Origin of the sequence: Butyrivibrio sp. VCB2006 (assembly GCF_000420945.1) — a bacterium.
GTDB lineage: Bacteria > Bacillota > Clostridia > Lachnospirales > Lachnospiraceae > Butyrivibrio.
Genome location: NZ_ATVX01000002.1, coordinates 244,045 through 268,406 on the forward strand (window position 1 = coordinate 244,045; position 24,362 = coordinate 268,406).

Genomic DNA, 24,362 nt, shown 5'->3' on the forward strand with positions numbered 1-24,362 from the left:
TTCTATTCTCCCATAACAAAAATTATTTCATCCGAAAAATTCTCATACTCTGAGCATACGGTTATATAATAGCCCTCCTGCTCATACCCCGTAAAATGTATATTTTCCAGCAATTCCCCATTATGATAAACTCTGTTATCATGCTCCTGATCCAGAAAAATAATACGAGGATCCATCGATAATCCCTTTCCGTAGTACTTCATAACGCTTTCCTTCATGGTCCACATTTTAGTACACAAAAGATCCATATCGAATTGAGTCTCCGAACGATATTTAATATACTTTATCTCCTCATCCTTGTAAACAAAATTAACTAATTTTCTATTGAATGATTTCGTTTTCTGAACATCAATTCCAACACAGGCATCAGAAAAAGCGCAAACGACCAGATCACCCGAATGTGAAAGGTTAAACTCTACGTCAGTTGCGCCCTGTATATAAGGTTTTTTATCCTCTCCCTCAACTATAACAGCATCTGTCATCCCCAGCTTTTCCAGTCCCTTAAGCAGAAGTATACCTGCGCCCAGGGATTGCATTTTGCTTTTTAGAGGTCCAAGTCTGTCAATTTTAGCTTTTCTGTATTCCGGCATCTGTTTATACCAGAAATCAAATTCATCCTGATCCTCGAGGAAATCTATGTTCATCCCCAGAACAAAATTACCGTATTTCATCTTCCTCTAATCTTTCTACCCCGTCTTCTGTAATATAGAGATGTTCTCCATGCCAGAACTTATTCTGCAATTCATTTTTGGAGATTACAGGTGATAAGAAATCTCCCTCCGCATAATCAATGGGCTCCTGAACCATTTTATCATAATACTCTCTCGTGTCTATTCCGGATAGAATCACAGTCTTTTCAAGCTGCATGATCATATTGATTCTGTTGCGCAGGACTATATCCGCATTTCCTGAATTATCAGCATCATAGATACTTCTTATATCCAGAATAACACCCTCAAACTCATAGCTTACAAGCGTATTAATCCCCAGGAATCCGGCTTCATAATCACTTATATACATTCGGATTCCATATTTGACCAGACTATTCATCATCTGTGCAATCGCTTCCTTGGCGTAGATAGCAAAGGATTCCTTCATGACAAAGGCAATAAGTGATGGATCCACTTCATAATGTTCAACTATATCAATTACTTTCCTTACAAACTCGCTTCTGATGACAGATGCAGACATAATCGGAACAAGAACAAATTCCATCTGCATATCTGATTTATCAACGCCATAGGATAAAAATCTGCAGACTTCCTCCAGGGTCTTGTACTGAATCTCATCAATGATTCCCGTTCCTTCTGCTACGTCCATAAACTCCTTGGCCGGTATTTCTCCAAGTACTTCATCATCAAGCCTAAGTGTCATATGAGCCAGTTTGACCTTGAGATTATCCTTGGAATACACAGGCGTATACATATAGCTGAATTTTTTATCACTGATTCCACGTCCGATTGCCTTTTCGACTTCAATTTTCCTAACCAGGAAATCAAGATCATGGCCTATCAGAACTCTTTTATCCGTATCCTTTAAGCTTGATGAATCAAGAAGAAAAATATCATTCATGCTGGCAAACTGATCAGGGCAATCTGCCACCAGAACTCTTGCTTCAAGCTTGATATTCTCAGCTTCATTATCCCATGGTAGTTCAAACCTGCTTGTAATCTTTTCAATCAGGTCAGTAAGCTCCTGCTGCGAATAATCCGTGCAGAGCATGTAGAAAACATCGAATCCTGTATGATATACATTGGAATCATTTCTGTAATCCAGCAAAAAATCTGCAATCTGTGCAATAATCTTGTCTATACTTGCATATCCAAACAGCTTTCTGTAATTAATCAGATTCTCTATTCTGATACACACCGCTTTAAAAGGCCTGCCAAGCTTAAAATACGCCGTGACATCCTGAACAAAAGCGCTTCTGTTGTAAGCTTCCGACTGAGGATCTATCCTGTCATCGTCCTTCTCTATCATGATCATAAAGCCGCTAAGACCAATGGCTTCGCAGAGAAGTTCGCATTTAATCTGTGGAAACAACATCTGAACCACGGTACCTATCATAGCTAAAATCATAAAATAGAGCATGGCTACTCTTTTCATACCGTTCATCACATACCAGCTCCTGATAAGAAGAATCAGCGCCAGTAAAAAATACATCGCAGACAATAGATAAGCAATATATACCCCCGGTGATCTTCCATACTCTAGGTTCCCTATTACTCTAAAGGTAAAATCTGTAACAGGATTTGTAAGAAGCATGAATTCCAAAATATAGAAAGGAATCTTTATGGCATTTCTAAGTCCCTTGGAAAACTTAAAGCCTGTACCTGTGATAATAATAATATAGAAAACCAAAATCGGTATAATAGCAAAGTGAGTAAAATAATAAATCATCTGGCATAAATAACTAATGACCAATTTAGCCAGTTCAGGAATAGGGGAATGTATTGCCAGATAGGATACGGGCTCTGTAACACAATCTATCAGAGTAAATGTTACAAGCAGCATAAATAATCGATTTCTGATACGATTTCTTTTTCGCATCATAGTCGAGTAAAACAGGCACGTTATGCAGATAATCGCAGCTGCAATCCTATAGGTTGTGCTGTCAATAAGTGCAATATCTATCATCCGAATTATTTCCTCTGTTTAAAGAAAGAATCAAGCGTAGCAAGAAGTTTGTCTCTACTGATGGACTTAAGCAGATAGTCTGCGGGTTTAAGCGCTATAACGTCTGTAACGCTCTTCCTGTCACTCTTACCGGTCAGGAACATTACCGGAATAGAGCTGGAGAAAGACTCACTTTGAAGCATTTGCAGAACTTTAGGTCCATCCAAAACAGGCATATCGTAATCAAGCAGCACCAAATCCGCCTTGTTATTGGCAAGCCAGGCCACTGCCTGAGTTCCGGAATTGGCCATTCCAATCCTGTAGGTGTCCTTGAGCCACTCCCTGATCATCTGAATAAAGGTTGGGTCATCATCAACAATCAATATGCATTTGCGTCTTTGAAGCTCGAACTCATCATCCGTAACGATAGATACTTTTTCCATGAGATCGGCCATATCAAGTGGTCTGGTCACCTCAAAGGCAATATCTTCCTTTGGAATATATTGATGCACAAGTTCGAAAGCATCCTTATCACCGATCACAATGATAACGATGTTGTCGTCCATGTTCTTATCCTTGAAGTAGACCATGGCATCTCTATGCTCTTCAAAATCCTCATCCGTATATAAGATGACAAGATTCGCTCCGGTTATTTTGCCATTTAATTCCCCTACGGAGTAGGTAGAATCCACCACCTCATAGTTATTGTTTTTCAGCAGATTCTTAATGGCGTTTACCATGAAAGTTTCTTCATTTCGAACAAGCAAAATTTTCTTAAACATATTCGGCATAATGCTGCTCCTCAACTATTTAGTCTATTTTGTACCAGTTCCACTATCTCATCCCATTTAAGTTTATAGGAAAATTTAGATATCTTACCAATTATCTCTTCATCCTCATCAGGGAGTTTGTACTCCTTGAGGGAATCCAGGATAAACATAAGCGTGTCGTAATCAAGAACCTTACTAATTTCCAAAATACTGTTATAAGCATCCAGAAGCTGAGCATCGGATATTTCTTTTTTCTCAATCTCCGGTTCTGCTTCTCCTGCAACTTCTTTTATCTGAGAAAGGCTATTTTGAATAGTCTCATAACGATTTATAAGCTCATCATTACATGCTCTGATTTTATCGATATCTCCGGCATTTCCTGCTGCCTCAAGGCTTTCAGCAAGTTTTGAAAGCCCCATTGCTCCAACTGTCCTGCTGGTGCTCTTGAGAGAGTGAACATAGCTTGTATAGTCCTTCCAGTTTTCTTCTTCAAAAGCAGAAGATACATTTCCTTTAGAACTATCAATTGACTCGTAATATACCTTGATGATACTCAGGTAACTGTCAGCTGTTCCGCAGTTTTTAAGTCCCACTTCCGTGCTGATTTCCTCAATCTTTTCAAGTTCTGCAAGCCAATCAGCTGTTTCAGCAGTATCAGAAGCTTCCGTCTCCTGATTTTCTTCAATATCATTAACAGCTGATGCGCTCTCACCATCTTCTATTCTGGTTATAATAACCTTATCCTTCGGAAGATATTTAATGAGGGCTTCTTCAAGCTTGTCGCTCTCCACAGGCTTACTCAGGTAATCATTAAAACCTACCTTTAGGAAGTTTTCTCTTGCCCCGGTAATAGCGTTTGCAGTAAGAACAATAATAGGCGTAACACTATTTGGGCTATCCTTATCATCCTTGATGGCTCTGAAAGTCTCAGTTCCATCCATTCCCGGCATTCGATAATCCAGGAGAATAAGGTCATATTTTTTCTCATGCTGCATTTCAAGACATTCTTTTCCGCTTCGTGCATTATCAATCTGTATCTTGGTTGGTTTAAGCAGTTCCCTGATAACCACATGGTTCATAGGAGTATCATCTACAACCAGCACCAATGCATCCGGTGCGGTAAAAGATTCTTTGTATGGCTGTCTGTCCTTTACATTCTGACTTATCCTGCTCCTGAAGTCTCCTATCTTGGTATCGCCAACAACCTTCTGAGGAAGATAAATTGTAAAAGTAGAGCCCTTTCCGTATTCACTTTCAACAGATATAGAACCTCCCATAAGATCAAGAAGTGAACTTGTAATGGCAAGTCCAAGTCCGCTTCCCTCAACTGTCTTATTCTTTTCCGTATCAAGCCTCTTAAACTTATCAAACAGCGTTGGAAGTTCTTCCTCTTTAATTCCCATGCCGGTATCAGATATAGCAATCTTAAGCGTTATAGTGTCATTTAAATCCTTAACACCGGAAGCTTCCAATGTGACGCTTCCTTCCTGCGTGTACTTAACAGCATTGTTAAGAATATTTACCATGATCTGGCGAAGTCTCATTTCATCGCCATACATGGCATCAGGCATGTTCTCATCCACCTCAAATTTAAGGTCCAGTATTTTTTGCTCTGCCTTTATGTGTATCATGTTATAAACATCATTGAGTACTGAACTAAACTCATACTCAGATTCATTTATCTCCATACTACCGGCTTCAATCTTGGAAAAATCAAGAATGTCGTTAATAAGAGACAAAAGAGTTTTTCCTGCTCCCTCAATATTCTTGGCATATTCCAAAATCTTCTCATCCTTACATTCTCTAAGGATTACTTCATTCATACCAAGTACAGCATTAATAGGTGTCCTTATCTCGTGAGACATATTTGCAAGGAAATCACTTTTTGCCTCATTGGCAGCCTTTGCTCTTCTTTCCTCCATTCTTGACATTTCTGTGGCTCTGAGTATTGCAATAAACTCATTTTTGCTGGCAGGCTGCGAGAAGTATTTACCCTGTATATAGTCAGCCTTTATGTTATTTGCCACATCATAGCTATCCTGATAATCAACATTGGAAAGTATAATCTTTTTTCCCATCTGGGATATCATTTTAAGTCTGTTATCCAGGATGATCTTACTCTGAGGCATCTTCATTGCATTCTGGATAAGTCTTGTATCAATTTTGACACCCTCAAAAATAAAGGAGGTTGATGATTGCATGTTAAAAAAGCCGGTTCCATACTCATCCATAAAGAATCGGATTCCATATTTACTCAAACGTTTCATGGTTTCGTTTAGAATTTTCTGGTCAGCTGACGCCGCAGATTCCGTGATATCAAAAACAAGCATTTCAGGGGAAACACCGTATTTATCTATCAACGCCTTAAACTTCTCAACAAAATCATTCTTGATAATAAGAACTGATGACAGGTTTACGCTGATGAACTCAATTCCCATCTCATCAACGATACCGCCTCCAAGGAAATACAATACCTGTTCCAAAATGAACCAGCCGAGTTTTTCTATCATTCCGGTCTGCTCGGCTACAGGTGTAAATTCCTCTCTGTGTATATGTCCAAACTCATTATCTCTAAGCTGCAAATATGCTTCAGCAGCACATATCTGCAGTTCACCCTTTGTATATATTGGGTTAAAGTACACCCTGAAGTTGTTATTATCGATTCCGCGTCTAACTGCTTTTTCTACATCAGCTCTTCTAAGAAGGAAATGAAGTTTCTCCCCTGAAAGGACCTCGTCATACTCTTTATCCAAAGTGCTATCAGATAAAAGAAGCAGATATTCCACACTTCCAAACTGCTCAGGAGATCTGGCTTCCAGGATTGTAGCCTTAAGGAGCACAGCTCTTTCACCAACGATCCATTCTTCTTTAAAGCGGGCAAGAATCTGATTTGCTATATCATCTGCGGTATTCTTGGTGATTTCAGGGCATACCAGTACAAAGGTGTCTGCACTCATTCTGTATACTTCATAGTTCTTGCCAAGTTCGCTCAGGTAATCGGTGCAGCTACAAAGTATGTTTTCAAATTCTTCGTAGCCTGTAATTTTCCTGTAAAGGTCAGCATTTGTTATCCTTATGCATATGTTGTAAAAACTTCTTTTATACTTAAAATAGCTTCCCACATCCAGAATGAATGCATTTCGGTTGAAGACTCTTGTAGATGCATCCGTCCTGTCATCATCATTTTCAAGCATCATCATTAGTCCCATAAAACCAATAGCTTCGGACATGAGTTCGCTTCTAATCTTGAATACCAGCATCTGCAGGAATATGCCAAAAATTACGATAAGTGCAAAATATAATAATGCAATCCTTTTGTTTTTATTTAGATCATTCCAATATAGAAAAAGAGCCACAAAAGAAAAGAGTATATAGAATGCACTTATACCATACGCAATGTACACTCCCTCTTTTCTTTGAAAATTAAAATACTCGTCGATGTAGAAAACATAATTAAACAGTGGCGTTGCCAAAACCATAAGCTCCATAAAGGCAAACGGAACTGTTAAGAATATCCTGGATCTTTTTAAAAATCTAAAGCCAACATTACATACCAGGATTATGTAAAGCGCAAAGATAGGGGCAAGAGCAAAGTGCGTAAGGAAATATATAACATTCCAAACATAGAGAAAAGCATATTTAAAACCGCTAGAAAAAGATGTAGCCTTGATGAGCTCACCCATAATACCGGCAAGAGCATCAAGTGCCACAATAGAACATAGAACAACAAAAAGCACGGTTCTAAGGCGCTTTTTGCCTTTCATCAAAAGCGTATAGAATATACACGTAGCACTGATTATGATAGCAGCAAGGTTAAAGGTTATGCTGCCAATTCCCTGAATATCCAGCATAAGTCTACCTTACATCATTTTTGAGGAAAAAGATCACGATACCACTTAAGAGCACTAAGGTATGCCTCGTAAACCTCATTCATATCAATATTATCCAGTACCATCAGCCTGGAAACCTCTGTCCAGTCTGCATCTTCATATTTCTTAATAAAATTAAGAACTTTGGCAAAATCTCCTTTCTTTTCAAGAAGAGCTTCCCTGATGTTTTTAGAAACCTGTACCATATCCAAAGCTTCTTCCATGCTTTTCTCAAGCATAACATCCAAAGCAGAGAACAATCCCATGATAAATAATTCCTGCTCTGCCATTGCCATTTCAAAGCATTTAGCAAGTTCCTCGGCAAATTTCGCTCTTATCATTACAAGTCTTGTTATCTCTGAAGGCTTATCAGAGCAAAGCTCTTTTGTAACTGCTGTATTTATCCACCTCTTTAGTTCTTTTTGTCCCAGCATTGCTGCCGCATGACGAATAGAAGTAATCTCTGAATTAATAGCCATTCTATTGACCATTTCAAGAAGTGAAATAACGAGCGCAGGGTCTTTTCCGATTACATCAGCAGCGTCCTGAAGGTCAAAGTCTGGCGCATTAACAACATTTAAAAGCTCTATGTAGTTGACCTTAAGCGGATTAACTGCAGTTTCTGACTGCTTTACAGGCATTCTGAAAAAGCTACCCTCATAAAGGTCATAACCGCCGTCTTTCTTGAGTTTCTCGTAGTCCTCTTGAGATTCTACATTGACAGCTATCAGTTTGATATTTGGGTAGACCTGTCCAAAATAAATCTTCGCTTTTGAAATATCGATTTTGGAATGATTTAACAGAATATAGTCGCACTGACTAATAATTTCTTTGTAAGGTTCAAAATCAGAAATCTGAAGTTTCCTGATTGCAAGTCTGTAGCCTTGGGATTTAAGTTCTTTTACCCGCTTAGCATACTGTTCATTGGGAGTAATGGAATTGTCCATCAAAAGAACTACCTTATTCGCAGGCACAGTACACTGAAGCGAAATCTCAGCATAAATAGAGAACTGATTAACAGGGACAAATACTTCCTTGCCTCCTGACAAAGTTCCCACGCCCATGCTGCTGACAACCTCCAGCTCATGCACAGTTCCGGCGCCATCATATCTTGCCCCGCCCTCATAATTAGGGTTTAAAAAGTGATTTTCCTTTCTGGCAAAAACAGAATATGCACAAACGGACATATTTGCGTCGAATAACGGAATAAGTGTAGCTAGCATTTGGAGCTCCTTTCTACGCGATAAAGACATACTCCCACTTACTTATATTTTAACAAATATGCACTATAATATATATTATATTTTTATAAAATTCCGTAAATCAAAACGCTTGTACATGGCGTTGTACAAGCGTTTTATATCTACTACAGTGTATCTCTTCTCTTGATATACTGTGGATGATCTTCGGTTCCACGTATATCTTTTACATGAATGATTCTTGCCCACTTATCAACAATGGTGTTCTCGATGTAAACACCTTCTTCGATAGTTACATGGGCCAGGATTATGGAATTCTTGATCACCGCACCCTTTTTGATGGTAACACCACGACCAACAACAGAGTTTTCAATCGTACCCTCTATCAGACATCCATTGGAAATAAAGGAGTTTGAAACCTTGGCTGTCTCAAAATACTGAGTCGGGCATGAGTCAGTAGTTCTTGTATAGATGGGCCACTCCGGTCTGAAAAGATCACTTGCAACACTGTAATCAAGAAGTTCAAGTGATGCCTTATAATAATCTGAAAGACTAAGGAGTGAAGCAAAATAACCTCTGTGCTGATATCCTCTTATATCCAGATCCTTACACTTTAAGTTAACTATGTCTGCAAGAGTATAAATTGAAGATAACTCTTTTGCCGCCTTAACAAGGCTAACAAAGGTATCCTTGCTCATGCAGTAGGTATCCATGAAGATATTTCTTTCCTTGGCTGTTCCAAGGTTCTTTTCCAAAGAGGAAATACCCTTCTGCCTGTTGATATTAACAATCTTACAGTTCTGGAAGTATTCCTTGGCATTGTCTACCTTGTGGTACAAAAGAGTTACATCTGCGCCGGAGCTTATGTGGCTCTTTAAAAGTTCGCTGAAGTCCTGCTTGTAAACCATATAGCTCGGAGCAATAATAACGTAATCCTGATGCATCCTCTCAATGATATCCAGGTTTTGGCTGTAAGCACAGATATCATTGTTGTAAATAGAATTAACGTTGGTATCCTCTGAAAAAAGAAGCTGAATTTTACCACGTTTAGAGTTGATGTTGTAATGTCTTCCGGATCCAATATGTTCAGCAATTGATCTTGGACGTGAGCGAACGTAAACCTGAATTCTGTCCATTCCGCTGTTACTCATATTGGAAATAGGGAAATCTATGACTCTAAATCTTCCGATAAATGAAAACGCACCAATTGGTCTGTAGTCATGAAGTCCTTCTACATGAATACTGTTATCTGCAGAGGATACTATTCCAAAAGCCTTATAACCTGCCATTACTTTGTACCCCCTTTCACACTCTTTGCTACCAGCTCAATTTCTTCGCTGTTTCTTGAGCCGATCTTGACCTTTTTGCCAATTCGAACATTCTCCGCCACAAGTGCTCTTGTAACAGTTGCCCCTTCTTCTACTACCGCTCCCGGCATCAGGACACTGTCAACAACCTTAGCGCCTTTTCCGACAACCGCACCGGTAAACAGAACAGAATTGGTAACCGAGCCTTCTACTCTGACACCCTGAGTGATATATGCTCTCTTAATCTTGGCTTCTTTGCCGATGTACTGCGGAAGAATAGAAACATCCTCAGTATAGATAAGCCACGAAGAATCATTAAGATTAAGCTCATTCTTGGGATCAAGAAGATCCATGTTAGCTTCCCAGAGAGAATCAATAGTTCCGACATCCTTCCAGTATCCCTTGAATTCATAGGCAAAAAGATTTCTCTTTTCGGAAAGCATCCTTGGTATGATATCCTTACCAAAGTCATGGTCGGAATTCGGATTATTCATATCCTCAACCAACATCTTGCGCATAAGCTTCCAGCTGAAAATATAGATACCCATAGAAGCAAGATTGCTCTTAGGTTTCTTGGGCTTTTCTTCGAACTCAACAATTCTGCCTTTTCCATCTGTATTCATAATTCCAAAACGGCTGGCTTCCTTCATCGGAACAGGGCGTACTGCAATTGTGGCATCTGCTCCCATTTCCTTATGGTAAGCAAGCATTTTAGCATAATTCATCTTGTATATGTGATCTCCTGAAAGAACAAGAATATACTCAGGATTATAGTTGTCAATAAAGTCAATATTCTGGGAAATTGCATCCGCGGTGCCTCTGTAAACATCAAGGCCCTCGTCTGCCTTCTCTCTTGGCGTCAAAACATAAACGCCACTGTCCCTGGAGTCAAGTCCCCAACGGCCGTCGTTAGCAACATAACTGTTAAGAAGTACAGACTCATACTGTGTCAATACTCCAACAGTATCTATTCCGCTATTTGCACAATTACTAAGTGGAAAATCAATGATTCGATATTTGCCACCATAATAAACAGCCGGTTTGGCAACCTTATTAGTCAGATCTTTGAGTCTGCTACCGCGGCCACCGGCAAGTATCATGGCAAGCATTTCGTTTTGTGCCATACACAAATCCCCCTTACAAAATAGAAAAACGACATACATTACGTACAAAGAAAACCTATGGACCAGCCTAAAGAAATCGACTGATATCCACATACATATATGATACCATAACTAATAAATCTGCGCATCAAGACAAAAAATAAAGGGCCACGTCATTAACGCGACCCTTTACAATTATTATAAGCGTTTATGCTTTATTTAAGTTTGAACTTACCAACAATCTCTTCAAGAGTTCCGGCAACAGCTTCCTGCTTGTTGGTCATCTCATTTACGTTAGATACTACATCTGCAGCAGCCATAACGGAATCGTTAACCTGGCTTGAAAGGTCAGCTGTATCCTGTGTAGACTCAGCAATATTCTGAATTGCCTTACTAACTTCTTCCATGGATGCTCTGATATTCTCAACCATCTGAGCAATGTTCTCGGAAGAATCACCAAAGTGACCTGCGTCATCACCATACTGCTTAGCCAATCCAACGAATTTGTCATAGTCTGGTGTAACAGTCTCTTTGATGAATCCAAGGAGTTCTCCTGAAGATGATGAAAGTGTTCCGAATGCTTCCTGTACTCCATCGATGGTTTCTCTGATCTGCTCAACAGCTTCTGATGTGCTGCTTGCAAGCTTATTGATCTCAGAAGCAACTACTGCGAAGCCCTTACCTGCATCTCCCGCTCTGGCAGCCTCAATACTTGCATTAAGTGAAAGGAGGTTGATCTGATCTGCAATCTCAGCGATTGTGTCAGCCAAAGTTCCAATCTGGTCAACAACCTTAGCCTTTTCATTAGCTTCTTCAAGATCAGACTCTCTCTGCTCTGCGATAGAAATAGCATAGTCGTGAGCCTGTCTGCTTTCTTTTTCGATTTCCTGTGCTCTTGCCTTGATATCAGCTGCGTCTGCGCTGGTCTTCTCAGTCTCAGCTGCCAGCTGATGAACAGATGCATTAACTTCCTCAACAGAAGCGTTAACCTGCTCGGTTGCTGCTCCCGATGACATCATAGCATCATTAACTCCGGAAATATTGCCCTGGATACTTGTGAACTGACTGGAAAGTTCTCCTGCCATGCTGGCAAGTCCGTTAGAAGTCTCTGAAACCTTAACTGATCCATCGGAAATCTTCTGGATAACATCTTTATTGTTTTCAAACATGTTATTGAGGGATTCACTCATGGCACCGAGTTCATCGCCTCTCTTATTGTTGATCTTTTCAACAGTAAAGTCGCCGCTTGCAAGAACGCTGGCAAACTGCTTAACACTGTTGATGCTCTTCGCAATACTCATAACGAATGCAAGGATAATGACTGCACCAATGATAAGAGCTGCAGCTGCAATAAAGATAAGTGCTCTTGTAGCATTGTTTACAGGCTCCTCAATCTCAGCTAGCTCCATTGCAATTATCAGTTTCCAGTTAACTTTTGGTATATCTCTGTAAGTAACAAGCACTTCCTTGCCATTAACAACCATAACGCCCATGCTTGGAGACTCAGATGAGTTAGCTAAAATTTCAGCACCCTTGGCTGCTATATTTGCATCTTCGTCTTCCTGCATCTTAACACCGTTCTGAATCTTGGCGTTATCATCGGTATAAATATATGTTCCATCAGATGAAAGAAGAATTGCTCTTCCTGTTGTTCCAACCTTGATATTAGATACAAGCTCAGCAACATTTGTAAGCTCCATATCAACAGTTACACAGCCTACATAAGTACTACCATCGTAAATAGGAGCCGAACAGCTGGACATGATCATTCCGGATGTTGGATCATAATATGGATCCGTGATCACAGCCTGTCCCTGTGAAAGAGCTTTAGCATTTGTGTAGTATTCCTGGTTTAAGTAATCGTATTCAGCATTACTATAATCCCAGGTCTCAACAACAGCTCCGCCATCTTTATACCAATATGGGCCAACATATTTTTCATCAGCCTTATATACGTTAGGTTCAAACCAAACACCGGCACCAAGAATTGAATCATTATCGTTAATTACCTTGGTGAAAGTGCCCTTATAGTTATCTGTATCCACAAACTTGTATGAAGTAGATACCATTTCACTAAGATTCACTGCCGTGGTTCTGATAACCTCCAGCTTTGAATCTACACCGGTAGCATTAGCTGTAACGTTCTGAAACATAGCATCAGTATTTGCTTCCTGCAAATTTGTACTCAATTCCTGTGCAGCAACATAAGTAAGAACTACCATAGCAACAGCCATAACCGGTAGGATACACAGTAGCATTTTTGCCTTCAAGCTCATTTTTTTCATCTGATCGCGCTCCTTCATCTGAATTTAATTGAGTAATCAAAAAAATAAATTGTTATATAATTACCTACAAACATTGTACATTATCGCGCATTTATTTGTTCTAAAAAAAGTATAAACATAGCTGAAATTTAAATTAAAAATACCGTTAATAAACATATGGCGCTTCGCTTATTTACGTATTTTTTATTTACATCATTTTAATGTTTTTTTAATATCTATTTAGTCGTTATTTGGTTTATTTGCACATCTTTACATGTTAAAATGAAGTTGCTTATATGTGCACTTAAATTATCAGATGTGAGCAAATACTAATCAGAAAGGAATACATATATATGAACGCTGAACAATATCGCAGAGCCAATGCCAATAGTTTTAATGTTTGTATCGTAATTTTCCTAAGCGGAATAATGATGACTGCCTTCAAAATATTCCAGGGTGAATCCGGTGGAGGCGGTGTAGCCATTATTATTTCAGCAATAGTCGGAGCCGCAATGTCAGCAGCAGGAAACTTCAAGTTCTCTACAGTTAAGAGAGGCTCTGTCCTTATAATGGGTGGTGCAACAATCTTCTATTTCGTAATGCTGATTGCAGAAGATAATATTGTGTACTTCGCCTTTGGTCTTCCGATTCTGATATGCAGCATCATCTATTTGAATGTCAAACTGTGTAAGGCCGGTATCTTGGCTATCATTATTTCATTTACTATAACCTGCATAAAATCCTATGTAACATCGGGAACTGTAGACATGATACATGTTCCGGCGTTCATTACTCTTGCACTTGCATTTGTGGCTACTATTGCAACGGTTACTCTTTTAACCAAGTTCAACGAAGAGAACAATGCAACCATTACCAAGAATGCGGAAGAGACAATGGAAACAGGTAATAAGATGGCTGATATAGCTAATACCATCACAGACCTGTTCAATGATTCACAGCAGGACATGGTTGATCTCCAGAACATCATTGAATCACAGCATTCAGGCATGCAGGATATTGCAAGCAGCATGGAAAGTACAGCACAGGCTATCACCTCTCAGGCTCAGAGAGTTCAGCAGATACAGGAAGAAACCGCTACTACAGAACAGCACAGGAAGGACATGACAAAGGCTTCCGAAAGTGCTCAGGTAGCAGTAAAAGAAGGTGTACGAGTAATCGGAGAGCTAAAAGAAAAATCACAGAACGTAGCTCAGCAAAGCCAGGTTACTGTTGAAGCCACACAGGCGGTTATCAACAAGGTTGAAGAAGTTACCAAGATTGTCGGATCCATCATGTCGATTTCAAAACAGACAAACCTCCTTGCTCTTAATGCATCAATCGAGGCCGCAAGAGCCGGTGAAGCCGGAAAAGGATTCGCAGTTGTTGCTAACGACGTACGAGAGCTTGCAGCAGAAACAAATACCGCTTCTACTGAGATTACAAACATTATCAATGAGCTTAATGAAGATGTTCAGAAGGCCATGGCCAGCATAGACGATACTGTAGCTTCAGTTTCAGAGCAGAATGCAATGATCGAATCTGTTGGTGAAAACTTCGATAGCATCAATGATAACGTATCAGAGATGCTCTCCCGCTTCACCGAGATAGGCGAAGGTATGAAATCAATCGCTGCTTCCACAACAGAGATCAACGACAGTATTTCAAATCTATCTGCTACCAGCCAGGAAGTTGCTTCTCTTTCAAACGAAGGTGTATCTGCTTCCGAATCAGCAGTTTCCAAGTTTGAAGATTTCAAGGGAATCCTTGGAGATATCTTCCAGCAGGCTAATAAATTAAAAGATATGCAGCAGTAAACCAATAGTAGAATTTATTCAAATTATCAATATATAACACACAACTAATTACAATTCAAAACATCAGTCTACAAAGGGCTTTGAAGATGCATTATACTTCAAAGCCCTTATATTTTAGGGAATTTTAATAATTATTTTGCCAAAAAGCTTAACTTTTCGTGCAAAAGTACGATATAATAATAGAAAGGTTAGATAAATACTGACTTTAAATTTTTAGACTATTCAGGAAAGGAGGATATGAGTGTATGACAGCTACATTGGATGCCAAAATGGAAGTAATGGACTGCATCAGAAAGGACTGTGAAGATGAATACTATCCAGATCCGGAAAAAGTAGCCCATATTACTGGATTACCATTGGGGGTTGTTTTTGATTTGCTGATAGAACTCAAAAACCAGGGTTGTCTTGGCAAGAGATGATCTATTGTTCAAAAATGGAGAATACAATGGAAGAACAGCAGAATTAAAGGCTCTATGCATAAAAAGCATAGAGCCTTTTTCATACTTATTTTTTAGATGTTACAGCATCTCAACAGGTTCGTGAGTAAAATCACCTTTACCCTCTTCGTAGAGCTTTCTAACGAAATCTATCGCCTTCTGCCCCGACTCTTCTATCGGCACATTCTGTGAATAAATATATTTAATCTTATCTCCGCTTACCAATGAAAAATCAATCTGTGTTCCTGCAATCTGTCCATCCCCAAAGTCCAAAGGCCTAACCTCAACAGACTCAACTTCTTTCACAATTCCCTCACCGAAAAGAACTCTCATTTAAATCCCTCCTTGAATTGGAAAATATTAAACACTTACTTTATTTTATCACTTTTTTGTTGCAATTGCGATACTCTTTGGATAATACCACCTAATATGCTATACTAGCTATATATTACATTTCTTGTAATAAAAAAAAGGTTGGGGGATGTATGAATTACTTAAAGAAATATTTGGGAGTTTTTCTTGCTGCTCTCATAACTATACCTACACTGACCGGCTGTACCAGTCAGGACAAAAGCGCTGTTTCAGATTCAGCCAATACATTCATGGCAATTGTGGCATCGGATTCCACTGAGGATATCAATAACTACGCTACGGCTGATGTAGCAAACGGAGATTTTGTCCAGCTATTTAATTCAAATACCTTGGTTGACCAGATTACTGCCGGAGCTACAACTACTGATCTTGACGATCAGTCTAAACAGGAACTTGATGAGTTTGCATCTCTTTTTTCCAGTATGATAAAGTCCTACTCTATTTCAGATGTTAAACTCGACAAAAAAGACGGTACCTATACCGCAACTGCAGTTGCCACTTTCAAGACTTCTTTTGACATGGACTTACTTGGAGGCGATAGTGCTTCTTCCAAAATAGATGAAGCCATTGCAGCTTATAACACCAATCATTCAGAGGAAATTGCTACTCTTTACGAATCAGAAGGTACAGAGGCAGCAGAAGCCAAGATATACAACGATATGTTAAGGATCATCCTTGATATCTATGAAGATGAAATCGACAATTCTCAGGAGATGACCTACGCCATTGTACTTAATCTCGAGAAAAACTCAGAAACAGACACCTGGCTTGTAACAGGCGTAACTAATTACAACGAGTCAAATACAGAATCCGGTAACTAAGATCCTATTACAAATTTGTCCATAACAAAAACTCAGCAGGGTACTAATTTAATTAGTCACCCTGCTGTATTAGTTTATTTCTATTTTCAATTATGGTCTTAATGCCGCTTCTAAGCATATATAGCGAAACCAGTATTGAACCAACAATATCAAAGTAATACGCTGCCTTAGAGCACGGCATCGCGGCCACAACAAAAAGTGTCAGTGTTACGCAAACATCTACAATGGACTTAGCCCCATATAGTCTTGCCTGAACTCCAAGAATTGCATTGCCGTTTTGATTATGGAGCTTTGTATACTTTCGCCAGAAAAGCGTATTGGTTATTGCTCCAAATAAGGCTATTACAAAAGCAGGTGCCACATTTCCTTTGCTTTCATTGTCCGATAAAAAAGCCAGTATTATCATGCTAAGACCGCTTATACACATGATAATTCCAACAAACAGATTACTCTTACACTCGATTTCTCTTTTCCTTTTTTGGTCAAAAGAATCCTTGTTGGTAATACAGAAGACAACAAAAGAAGCTATTATAGCAAGAAGCTCCGCACTCCTTCTGGTAAAATCGGATATTTGAGTGGAGCTACGGCCAACGGTAAGACCTATTCCAAGAACCAGCGGTCCCGGAGAACTAAGTATTACCGACAGGAGTAAAGTTTTATATCCACCTTTGGAATCCATTTTATCTTTTGCCATATATTACAAGTCTCTCCAACACTTCAGAATACATCTCCTCAGCCAAGCAATAATTCCGCCAATACAAGAACAGCCATGGCACTGACCGGACAATAGAATGTATCAAAGCCATTCTCCACCATGAGTTCCACAAATGCGCTAATGGCGGCTGTAATAATGGAGACTATAATAATCGCGGGAATGCTGAATTTATTGAATATAATCAGCACCACCATTACAGAGATAAAAGAAAAAGCAAACATGGCAATTGTCCCTTCCATGGACTTTATCTTTTTCCTGCCAATCTTGTGCTTCCCAATCTTTCGGCCAATAAGAGCCGCAGCCGCATCTCCCGGTCCCCAGGCGAAAATAGAGGCTATTCCAAGGCTCCTTTCTCCAAGCCATCCCCAACAGACGCTGGCCACTACAATAAACATTATCATAAGGGCCACAAAACTGTTGGCAAATTCCCCGCTTTTCCTGGCACTGGCCAGTTCTGAAACTCCGGGAATTTTAGCCAGTAGTTTCAGCAGTGGATAAACCACCACCAAAACTACTGCTATTGTAAGCACTGACTTGTACCACTCTTCATACATGTAAAACCAGCATACAGTAAAAAAGAGCACCATTATGTGAAGTGTTTTTCTGAATACTTCCTTGCCGTAACTTACCATAATCAATCACACCACAAAAACGTTAGTGTTATTACTCTACAGAATCAATAAGTCCAAAAATCTCTTCTTTTATTCTCTTGTTAGTCTCAAGGGCGTTCTCTCTGCTATCTCTGTTTGAATAGAAGTAGAACTTGATCTTAGGCTCTGTTCCTGATGGTCTAATAGCAAACCATGAACCATTATCAAGGAAAAGTCTGATTGCATTCTGAGGTGAAATATCCTCATATCCGTTAATATAGTCGATAACCTTTTCAACCTTGGCACCGGCAACCTCTGTAGGAATATTCTCTCTAAACCACTTCATCATACGCTGGATACGCTGAGCTCCGGGAATTCCCTCAAGGACCATGTTAGGTTCATCCTCTGCAAAAAATCCATACTTAGCGTAGATTTCCTGAAGAACATCCCAAAGTGTCTTACCCTGCTTACGGTAGTATGCAGCAGCTTCAGCAACAAGCATTCCTGCTGAAATGCCGTCCTTATCACGGATATCTTCGCATACTGCGTAGCCTACAGACTCCTCATATCCAAAGAGATATGTATAACCATTCTCATGAAGGTAAGGGATCTTACCGCAGATGTTCTTAAATCCTGTAAGAGTCTCAAACATCTCAATGCCATAAGCCTTAGCCATGATTGTTGAAAGGGTTGAAGTCACGATAGACTTAACCATTGCTCCCTTAGCCGGAAGAGTTCCTGCATCCTTACGTCCCTCAAGCACGTAGTTTACAAGAAGATATCCTGTCTGGTTTCCGTTAAGAGGAATATAATTGCCGTTGTCATCTCTGATCTCTATGGCAAATCTGTCAGAGTCGGGATCTGTGGCCATGAGAAGCTCTGCTCCAAATTCTTTTCCGTACTGTTCTGAAAGCTTGAATGCCTTAGGATCTTCCGGATTAGGATATCCAACAGTAGTAAAATCAGGATCAGGATTTTCCTGTTCAGGAACGATTTTCCAGTTGTTGAAGCCTCTATCTGTCAGCATCTGTCTAAAAGGAATTGAACCACAGCCATTAAGTGGTGTATATACAAGCGGAATAGAAAGGTCAAGCTCATCACCTTCATGAATAGCCATTCCTTCAATCTTATCAAGATACTCTCTATCGTATTCAGGTCCAAGGACAGTAATCTTACCGGACTTAACGCCTTCTTCAAAATCAGAAGTCTTGATTCCGTTCCAGATATCTACTGCATTTATCTTCTCTGTCATGCCATCGGCAACATCTGATGAAACCTGACATCCATCATCCCAGTATGCCTTATATCCGTTGTACTCTCTTGGATTATGGGATGCTGTAATGTTAATTCCTGAAACTGTTCCAAGGCGTCTGATCATGAATGCAAGCTCAGGCGTGGGACGAAGATCAGGGAAAGTGTAAACCTTGATTCCGTTGGCAGCAAAGATTCCTGCAGCCAGTTGTGAGAACTCCTTGGAAAAATGTCTTGGATCATGAGCAATGATAACGCCCTTATCACAAGCCTCTTTGCCCTGAGAAACGATGTAGTCGGCAACACCTTGAGAAGCCTTACCAACTGTAAGGAAATTCATTCTGTTTGTACCTGCTCCAACTTTTCCACGAAGTCCGGCTGTACCAAAAGAAAGATCCTGATAGAATCTGTCTTCTATTTCCTTGTCATCTCCCTTGATAGCTTCAAGTTCAGCTTTAAGTGGATCAGAATCCGATAATTTGTCGAGCCACTCCTGATATCTTGCCTTATAATCCATGTCTAACCTCCGTAACTGAAAAATTCAATATTTCATTGCGTTAAAAACTACTACAATTCATAGCAGGTACCCTAGCCCCCACTATGGATTGTACTTAATAATTATATAATGTTTTGTCTATTGATGAACAAATAAATTTGATAAATTATAGTCTTTTAATAAACTTATTATTTATCACCTGAAATCTTGTTAATGAGAATCTTACCGGCTCTCTTTACTGCATAAGGACCAACCTCTTTAAGCTTGTCTTCTGCTCTTACCATTGTGCTAGCCTCAGGAATATCTCTTGTAAGGTGGATAGCATCAAATTCACACTTAGTTGTGCAAAGTCCGCATCCGATACACTTATTCTCATCTACAGTTGTAGCACCGCAGCCAAGGCATCTGTTTGCCTCGATCTTAACCTGTTCCTCTGTAAGTGTAAGTCTAAGGTCCTCAAAGGTCTCGTGAGCTACGCCGGCTTTTTTGCCAGGGATCTGTCTCTGTGCATTGTCAAAGCCTTCAAGCTTAATATCGTCCTTATCAAGTTCGATGAATTCTCTTCTGTCTCTTGCAAGGTCAAGTCTGTTTCCTTTGTGTACGAAACGGTTGATTGATACGAAACCTTCTCTACCACCTGCGATAGCATCGATAGCAAATCTAGCTCCTGTAAATACATCACCGCCAACAAAGATATCAGGCTCTGCTGTCTGTCTTGTAAGAGCATCAGCAACTGCTGTGCCGTTTCTGTTGAGTTCAACCTTGGTTCCCTCAAGAAGGCTTCCCCACTGAACTGACTGTCCGATTGAAAGAAGAAGGTTCTCACATGGAATCTCGATTGTGTTTTCCTCATCATACTTAGGGCTGAATCTGTGCTGCTCATCAAATACGCTTACGCACTTTTTGAAGATAACAGCTTTAACGTGGCCACCCTCTGTAACAACTTCCTTAGGGCCCCATCCGTTCATTACTTCGATGCCTTCTTCCTTAGCTTCAGCAACTTCGTCCTTAGCTGCAGGCATCTCATCAGGTCCCTCAAGACAGAGCATTGTAACCTTGTTTGATCCGGCTCTTACTGCTGTTCTGGCAACGTCGATAGCAACGTTACCACCACCAACTACTACTGTAGCGCCACTCAGCTTAACGCTGTGATCCTGGTTGATTGTACGAAGGAAATCAACACCTGTCTGAACACCTTCTGCAGTCTCTCCAGGAATTCCGGCCATTCTACCGCCCTGCATACCAATTGCGATAAAGAATGCCTTGTAGCCTTCCTTACGAAGATCCTGGATTGTTGTATCCTTACCAACCTCAACACCACACTTGAACTCAACGCCCATCTGTCTGATAACGTCGATCTCGGCATCAATGATATCTTTTTCAAGACGATAGCTTGGAATACCATTCATAAGCATTCCGCCAGGTCTCTTCTCTTTTTCAAATACTGTTACAGGGTAACCGTTAAGTCTGAGGTAATATGCTGCAGAAAGACCTGCTGGGCCACCACCGATAATAGCTACCTTGTAATCATCGCTCCACATTCCGCCGTCATGCTTCTCGCAAAGAGGAATGTATCTCTTCTCCTGCTTAAGCTCAAGAGATGCGATGAACTTCTTGATCTCGTCGATAGCAAGTGGCTGATCCACTGTACCTCTTGTACAAGCATCCTCACAACGTCTATTACATACAGCGCCGCAGATGTATGGGAATGGGTTATCCTGCTTGATGAGCTTAAGAGCATCTTCATATCTGCCCTCAGCAGCCATCTTGATATATCCCTGAACTGAAAGGTGTACAGGACAAGCTGTCTTACAAGGAGCTGTACCAGTCTTATAGCAGTTGATTTTGGCATCATCTCTGTAGTTGTAGTTCCACTTCTCAGGACCCCACTTCTTCTTATCAGGAAGCTCAGCCTTAGGATACTTAACCTCAGTTCCATCCTTCTTGCAAAGTTTCTGTCCAAGCTTAGCTGCTCCTACAGGGCAAACCTCTACGCACTTACCGCAGGCAACACACTTATCTTTCTCAACGTGTGCTCTGTAAGCTGATGCAGACATATTAGGTGTGTTAAAGAGCTGTGATGTTCTAAGAGCGTTACATACACCGGGGGCACAGTTACAGATAGCAACAATCTTGCCCTCACCATCAATGTTAGTGATCTGGTGAACATATCCGTGCCTCTCTGCTCTCTCAAGGATCTCGTAAACTTCTTCCTTGGTGATGTAGTGACCGATTCCACGATCATCCATGTACTCAGCCATATCGCCCATACCGATACAGTAATCACCACGGATCTCACCTGAGCCCTCGCCACGCATAGCCTGCTGCTTACGGCATGAGCACTCTGAAATACCATATTTATCGTACATATCGATCCAGCGAGACAAATGCTCAACAGGAACTGACTGGTTTTCAAGAGAAATAGCCTTCTCTACAGGAATAACATGCATTCCGACACCGGCGCCTCCTGGAGGAACCATCTGTGTGATACCTGCAAGTGGAAGCTGTGTCATCAGGTTAAAGAAAGTAGCAAGCTGAGGGAACTCGTCTGTCAGCTGCTCCTGCATCATCATAAATTCTGCTGAACCCGGAACGAAGATAGGAAGCTCATACTGTAGATGTTTGTCAGCAGTCTTGGCTCTATTCTGCTCAATGATACCGATCCATCTAAGACGTTCTACCATCTCCTGTGTCTTTTCTAAAGACATATTGTTCATCTTAGCAAGTTCCTCAACGGAATAAGGAACTCTTGTCTTCTTAAAGTTCAAAAGGAACTTGACCTGTTCCTTGGTAAGGATCATGTCCAGCATCCAGTACTCTGGATCTCTGTTGTTAATCTTATTAGTGAGCTTTTTAACATATCTGTCCGTGATAAGTTTGGCCAGCTCAAGGACCAGCATTTCTTTCTCAGGATCTTCTGCCTTGTAATTAGGATCCTGCCAATAATCGTTTTCATTGATCATTGGATCGCCAATTTTCCAATTGGCCTCAGTCATAGTTTTCGTTGCCATAAAACCTCCTACAAAAATCTCTTGCCATAGTTCACTTTCCCCGTAAAAGTTCAAATGCCCAAAGTGAAATTCATTTCTAACAAAATCTCTTGAATTGCACTTTGGGCACTCGACTTCCTGAAACATTTCCCCATAACAAAATAAAAATAATTATCCACAACGTATTATACTAAAAAAGGCAGTAAATTACTACAAAAGATTGCAATATTGTAGCCTTTAAATCACTAAATTATTAACCTTTATACAGTTTCCATAAACGTTGTCTATTACTACATCTGATGTCACTGATATCTTTTTAGTGTTGTATTGTAAACAATTCATATGCGATGTATAATGTTGAGCCAATGGCAGTTGCTATTTACTACCTGATATTACTATTACATTTCAAACGGAGAACGATATGAAAATAGAGAAAGTAACAATAGACGATGCCAAAGAACTACTGGAAATCTACACTCCTTACGTTGAGGAAACTGCAATTACATTTGAGTATGATGTTCCAAGTTTAGAAGAATTCAAAGAAAGAATCAAATCAATATCATCAAAATTCCCCTATATCAAGGCTGTTGATGATAACGGAGAAATCCTGGGTTATGCCTACGCTTCTACCTTTAAGGGAAGAAGGGCCTACGACTGGTCTGTAGAAACCACTGTATATGTAAGAAAAGATTCAAAGAGAAGCAGAATTGGCACAATGCTTTATGATGCCCTGGAAAACTCTTTAGCCAAGATGGGTATTATTAACGCCAATGCCTGCATCTCCTATTTGCCTGATGGTCAAAGCGATGCTCACCTTACCAATGACAGTTACCACTTCCACTTAAACCGCGGTTACAAACTAGTTGGAACCTTCCACGACAGCGGTTTCAAATTCGGAACCTGGTACGACATGATCTGGATGGAAAAGATGCTTGGTGAGCACACCTCATCTCCCGCTCCGGTCGAATTTGGAAAATGGGAAATTTAAGATAATCAATTCATAGCCGCTTGCAAATTACATTATTTACGTAATAAACCCCACTTTAAGAATTCTTAAATTCCATCCGAATCAAGCTTAACCTTTGGAAGATTCCATAGGAAATGTCTTGCAAGTACTCTGAGGATAATAACAAGAGCAAAGCTTACAACCATTGCAAGATTCCAGGAATCCATAAGTTCGTGCATGATAACCATGAGGATGCCGCCAATGATAACAGGAAGAGCATATACATGCTTAACAAAGATTGCCGGCATCTGATTTGAAAGAACATCTCTTAAGACACCGCCGCCAACTCCGGTAATAAATCCCAGGAACACCAATAAAAACTTATCATCCTCGTAGCCGAAGTTCGCGCCTATCATAACGCCATCTACCATAAAGGCTGCAAGTCCCAGCGTATCAAAAATAAATAGTCCCCTGTCATAGAGTCCTGAGAATTTCCTGGGGATTCCCCTGTGAAAATACATTATCCCAAATACAATATTGGCAACTATTGCTGCCACCAGCACATAAAATGCATTTACAAACATCTGTGGTGGGAAATTTCCCATAATGATGTCCCTTGTGAGTCCGCCACCGCATGCTGTAAGAATGGCCAGAATATTTACTCCAAAGATATCCATTCTCTTTTGAATTCCGGTAATTGCACCGGATATGGCAAACGCAACTGTTCCTATAAAATCAAAAATTAAAAGTAACGACACTGACAAAATTCGTATTCTCCCAACAATATCTAATCATATTCTTA

General features: G+C 40.1%; 18 protein-coding genes. 4 read left to right on the forward strand and 14 right to left on the reverse strand.

Annotated elements, in window-relative coordinates; translation table 11 throughout:
- Nucleotides 1-2 precede the first annotated feature (2 nt).
- From G613_RS0102480 to G613_RS0102515, 8 genes are all read right to left on the reverse strand, one after another.
- A complete protein-coding gene (locus G613_RS0102480; RefSeq protein ID WP_029231145.1) occupies nucleotides 3-671 on the reverse strand; it encodes a 4'-phosphopantetheinyl transferase family protein in 669 nt (222 codons plus the stop codon).
- Nucleotides 658-2,637, reverse strand: a complete 1,980-nt coding sequence (locus tag G613_RS0102485; protein ID WP_029231146.1) for a bifunctional diguanylate cyclase/phosphodiesterase — start codon at nucleotides 2,635-2,637, stop codon at nucleotides 658-660. The genes G613_RS0102480 and G613_RS0102485 overlap by 14 nt, the downstream gene beginning before the upstream one ends.
- A gap of 5 nt (nucleotides 2,638-2,642) precedes the next feature.
- Nucleotides 2,643-3,407 (reverse strand): response regulator, encoded by a 765-nt coding sequence (locus G613_RS0102490; protein ID WP_029231147.1) that lies wholly within the window; start codon nucleotides 3,405-3,407, stop codon nucleotides 2,643-2,645.
- A gap of 11 nt (nucleotides 3,408-3,418) precedes the next feature.
- The gene (locus G613_RS18360) at nucleotides 3,419-7,237 is read right to left on the reverse strand and encodes an EAL domain-containing protein (RefSeq protein WP_029231148.1); all 3,819 of its coding nucleotides are present in this window, start codon (nucleotides 7,235-7,237) and stop codon (nucleotides 3,419-3,421) included.
- A 14-nt stretch (nucleotides 7,238-7,251) separates the two neighbouring features.
- Nucleotides 7,252-8,478: an EAL and HDOD domain-containing protein gene (locus G613_RS0102500; protein WP_029231149.1), complete on the reverse strand. Its 1,227-nt coding sequence runs from the start codon at nucleotides 8,476-8,478 to the stop codon at nucleotides 7,252-7,254.
- Between the two features lie 143 nt (nucleotides 8,479-8,621).
- A complete protein-coding gene (gene glgD / locus G613_RS0102505) occupies nucleotides 8,622-9,743 on the reverse strand; it encodes a glucose-1-phosphate adenylyltransferase subunit GlgD (protein ID WP_029231150.1) in 1,122 nt (373 codons plus the stop codon).
- Entirely contained in the window at nucleotides 9,743-10,885 is a 1,143-nt protein-coding gene (locus tag G613_RS0102510; protein WP_029231151.1) for a glucose-1-phosphate adenylyltransferase, read from the reverse strand. The genes glgD and G613_RS0102510 overlap by 1 nt, the downstream gene beginning before the upstream one ends.
- 194 nt (nucleotides 10,886-11,079) lie before the next feature.
- Nucleotides 11,080-13,149 (reverse strand): methyl-accepting chemotaxis protein, encoded by a 2,070-nt coding sequence (locus G613_RS0102515; RefSeq protein WP_029231152.1) that lies wholly within the window; start codon nucleotides 13,147-13,149, stop codon nucleotides 11,080-11,082.
- A gap of 332 nt (nucleotides 13,150-13,481) precedes the next feature.
- Between G613_RS0102515 and G613_RS0102520 the strand changes: the two genes are divergently transcribed.
- On the forward strand, nucleotides 13,482-14,942 hold the full coding sequence (locus tag G613_RS0102520; protein ID WP_029231153.1) for a methyl-accepting chemotaxis protein: 1,461 nt from the start codon (nucleotides 13,482-13,484) through the stop codon (nucleotides 14,940-14,942).
- Between the two features lie 245 nt (nucleotides 14,943-15,187).
- Entirely contained in the window at nucleotides 15,188-15,361 is a 174-nt protein-coding gene (locus tag G613_RS19405) for a hypothetical protein (RefSeq protein ID WP_013280440.1), read from the forward strand.
- A 99-nt stretch (nucleotides 15,362-15,460) separates the two neighbouring features.
- On the opposite strand, the gene G613_RS0102530 is transcribed toward G613_RS19405, so the two are convergent.
- Nucleotides 15,461-15,712, reverse strand: a complete 252-nt coding sequence (locus G613_RS0102530; RefSeq protein ID WP_029231154.1) for a hypothetical protein — start codon at nucleotides 15,710-15,712, stop codon at nucleotides 15,461-15,463.
- Nucleotides 15,713-15,864: 152 nt separating this feature from the next.
- Here G613_RS0102530 and G613_RS0102535 point away from each other — a divergent pair, with 152 nt between their 5' ends.
- Nucleotides 15,865-16,572: a hypothetical protein gene (locus G613_RS0102535; RefSeq protein WP_029231155.1), complete on the forward strand. Its 708-nt coding sequence runs from the start codon at nucleotides 15,865-15,867 to the stop codon at nucleotides 16,570-16,572.
- A 52-nt stretch (nucleotides 16,573-16,624) separates the two neighbouring features.
- Here the strand turns inward: G613_RS0102535 and G613_RS0102540 are convergent, their stop codons facing one another.
- The 4 genes from G613_RS0102540 to G613_RS0102555 form a co-directional block, all read right to left on the reverse strand.
- Nucleotides 16,625-17,266: a cation transporter gene (locus G613_RS0102540; protein ID WP_242826117.1), complete on the reverse strand. Its 642-nt coding sequence runs from the start codon at nucleotides 17,264-17,266 to the stop codon at nucleotides 16,625-16,627.
- A 38-nt stretch (nucleotides 17,267-17,304) separates the two neighbouring features.
- Nucleotides 17,305-17,919: a diacylglycerol/polyprenol kinase family protein gene (locus G613_RS0102545; RefSeq protein ID WP_029231157.1), complete on the reverse strand. Its 615-nt coding sequence runs from the start codon at nucleotides 17,917-17,919 to the stop codon at nucleotides 17,305-17,307.
- 31 nt (nucleotides 17,920-17,950) lie between these two features.
- Entirely contained in the window at nucleotides 17,951-19,645 is a 1,695-nt protein-coding gene (locus tag G613_RS0102550) for a phospho-sugar mutase (protein ID WP_029231158.1), read from the reverse strand.
- Between the two features lie 167 nt (nucleotides 19,646-19,812).
- Entirely contained in the window at nucleotides 19,813-22,524 is a 2,712-nt protein-coding gene (locus G613_RS0102555; protein WP_029674431.1) for an FAD-dependent oxidoreductase, read from the reverse strand.
- Between the two features lie 511 nt (nucleotides 22,525-23,035).
- Here G613_RS0102555 and G613_RS0102560 point away from each other — a divergent pair.
- A complete protein-coding gene (locus tag G613_RS0102560) occupies nucleotides 23,036-23,602 on the forward strand; it encodes a GNAT family N-acetyltransferase (protein ID WP_029231160.1) in 567 nt (188 codons plus the stop codon).
- Between the two features lie 65 nt (nucleotides 23,603-23,667).
- Here the strand turns inward: G613_RS0102560 and G613_RS0102565 are convergent, their stop codons facing one another.
- The gene (locus tag G613_RS0102565; RefSeq protein ID WP_242826120.1) at nucleotides 23,668-24,318 is read right to left on the reverse strand and encodes a trimeric intracellular cation channel family protein; all 651 of its coding nucleotides are present in this window, start codon (nucleotides 24,316-24,318) and stop codon (nucleotides 23,668-23,670) included.
- Nucleotides 24,319-24,362: the final 44 nt, after the last annotated feature.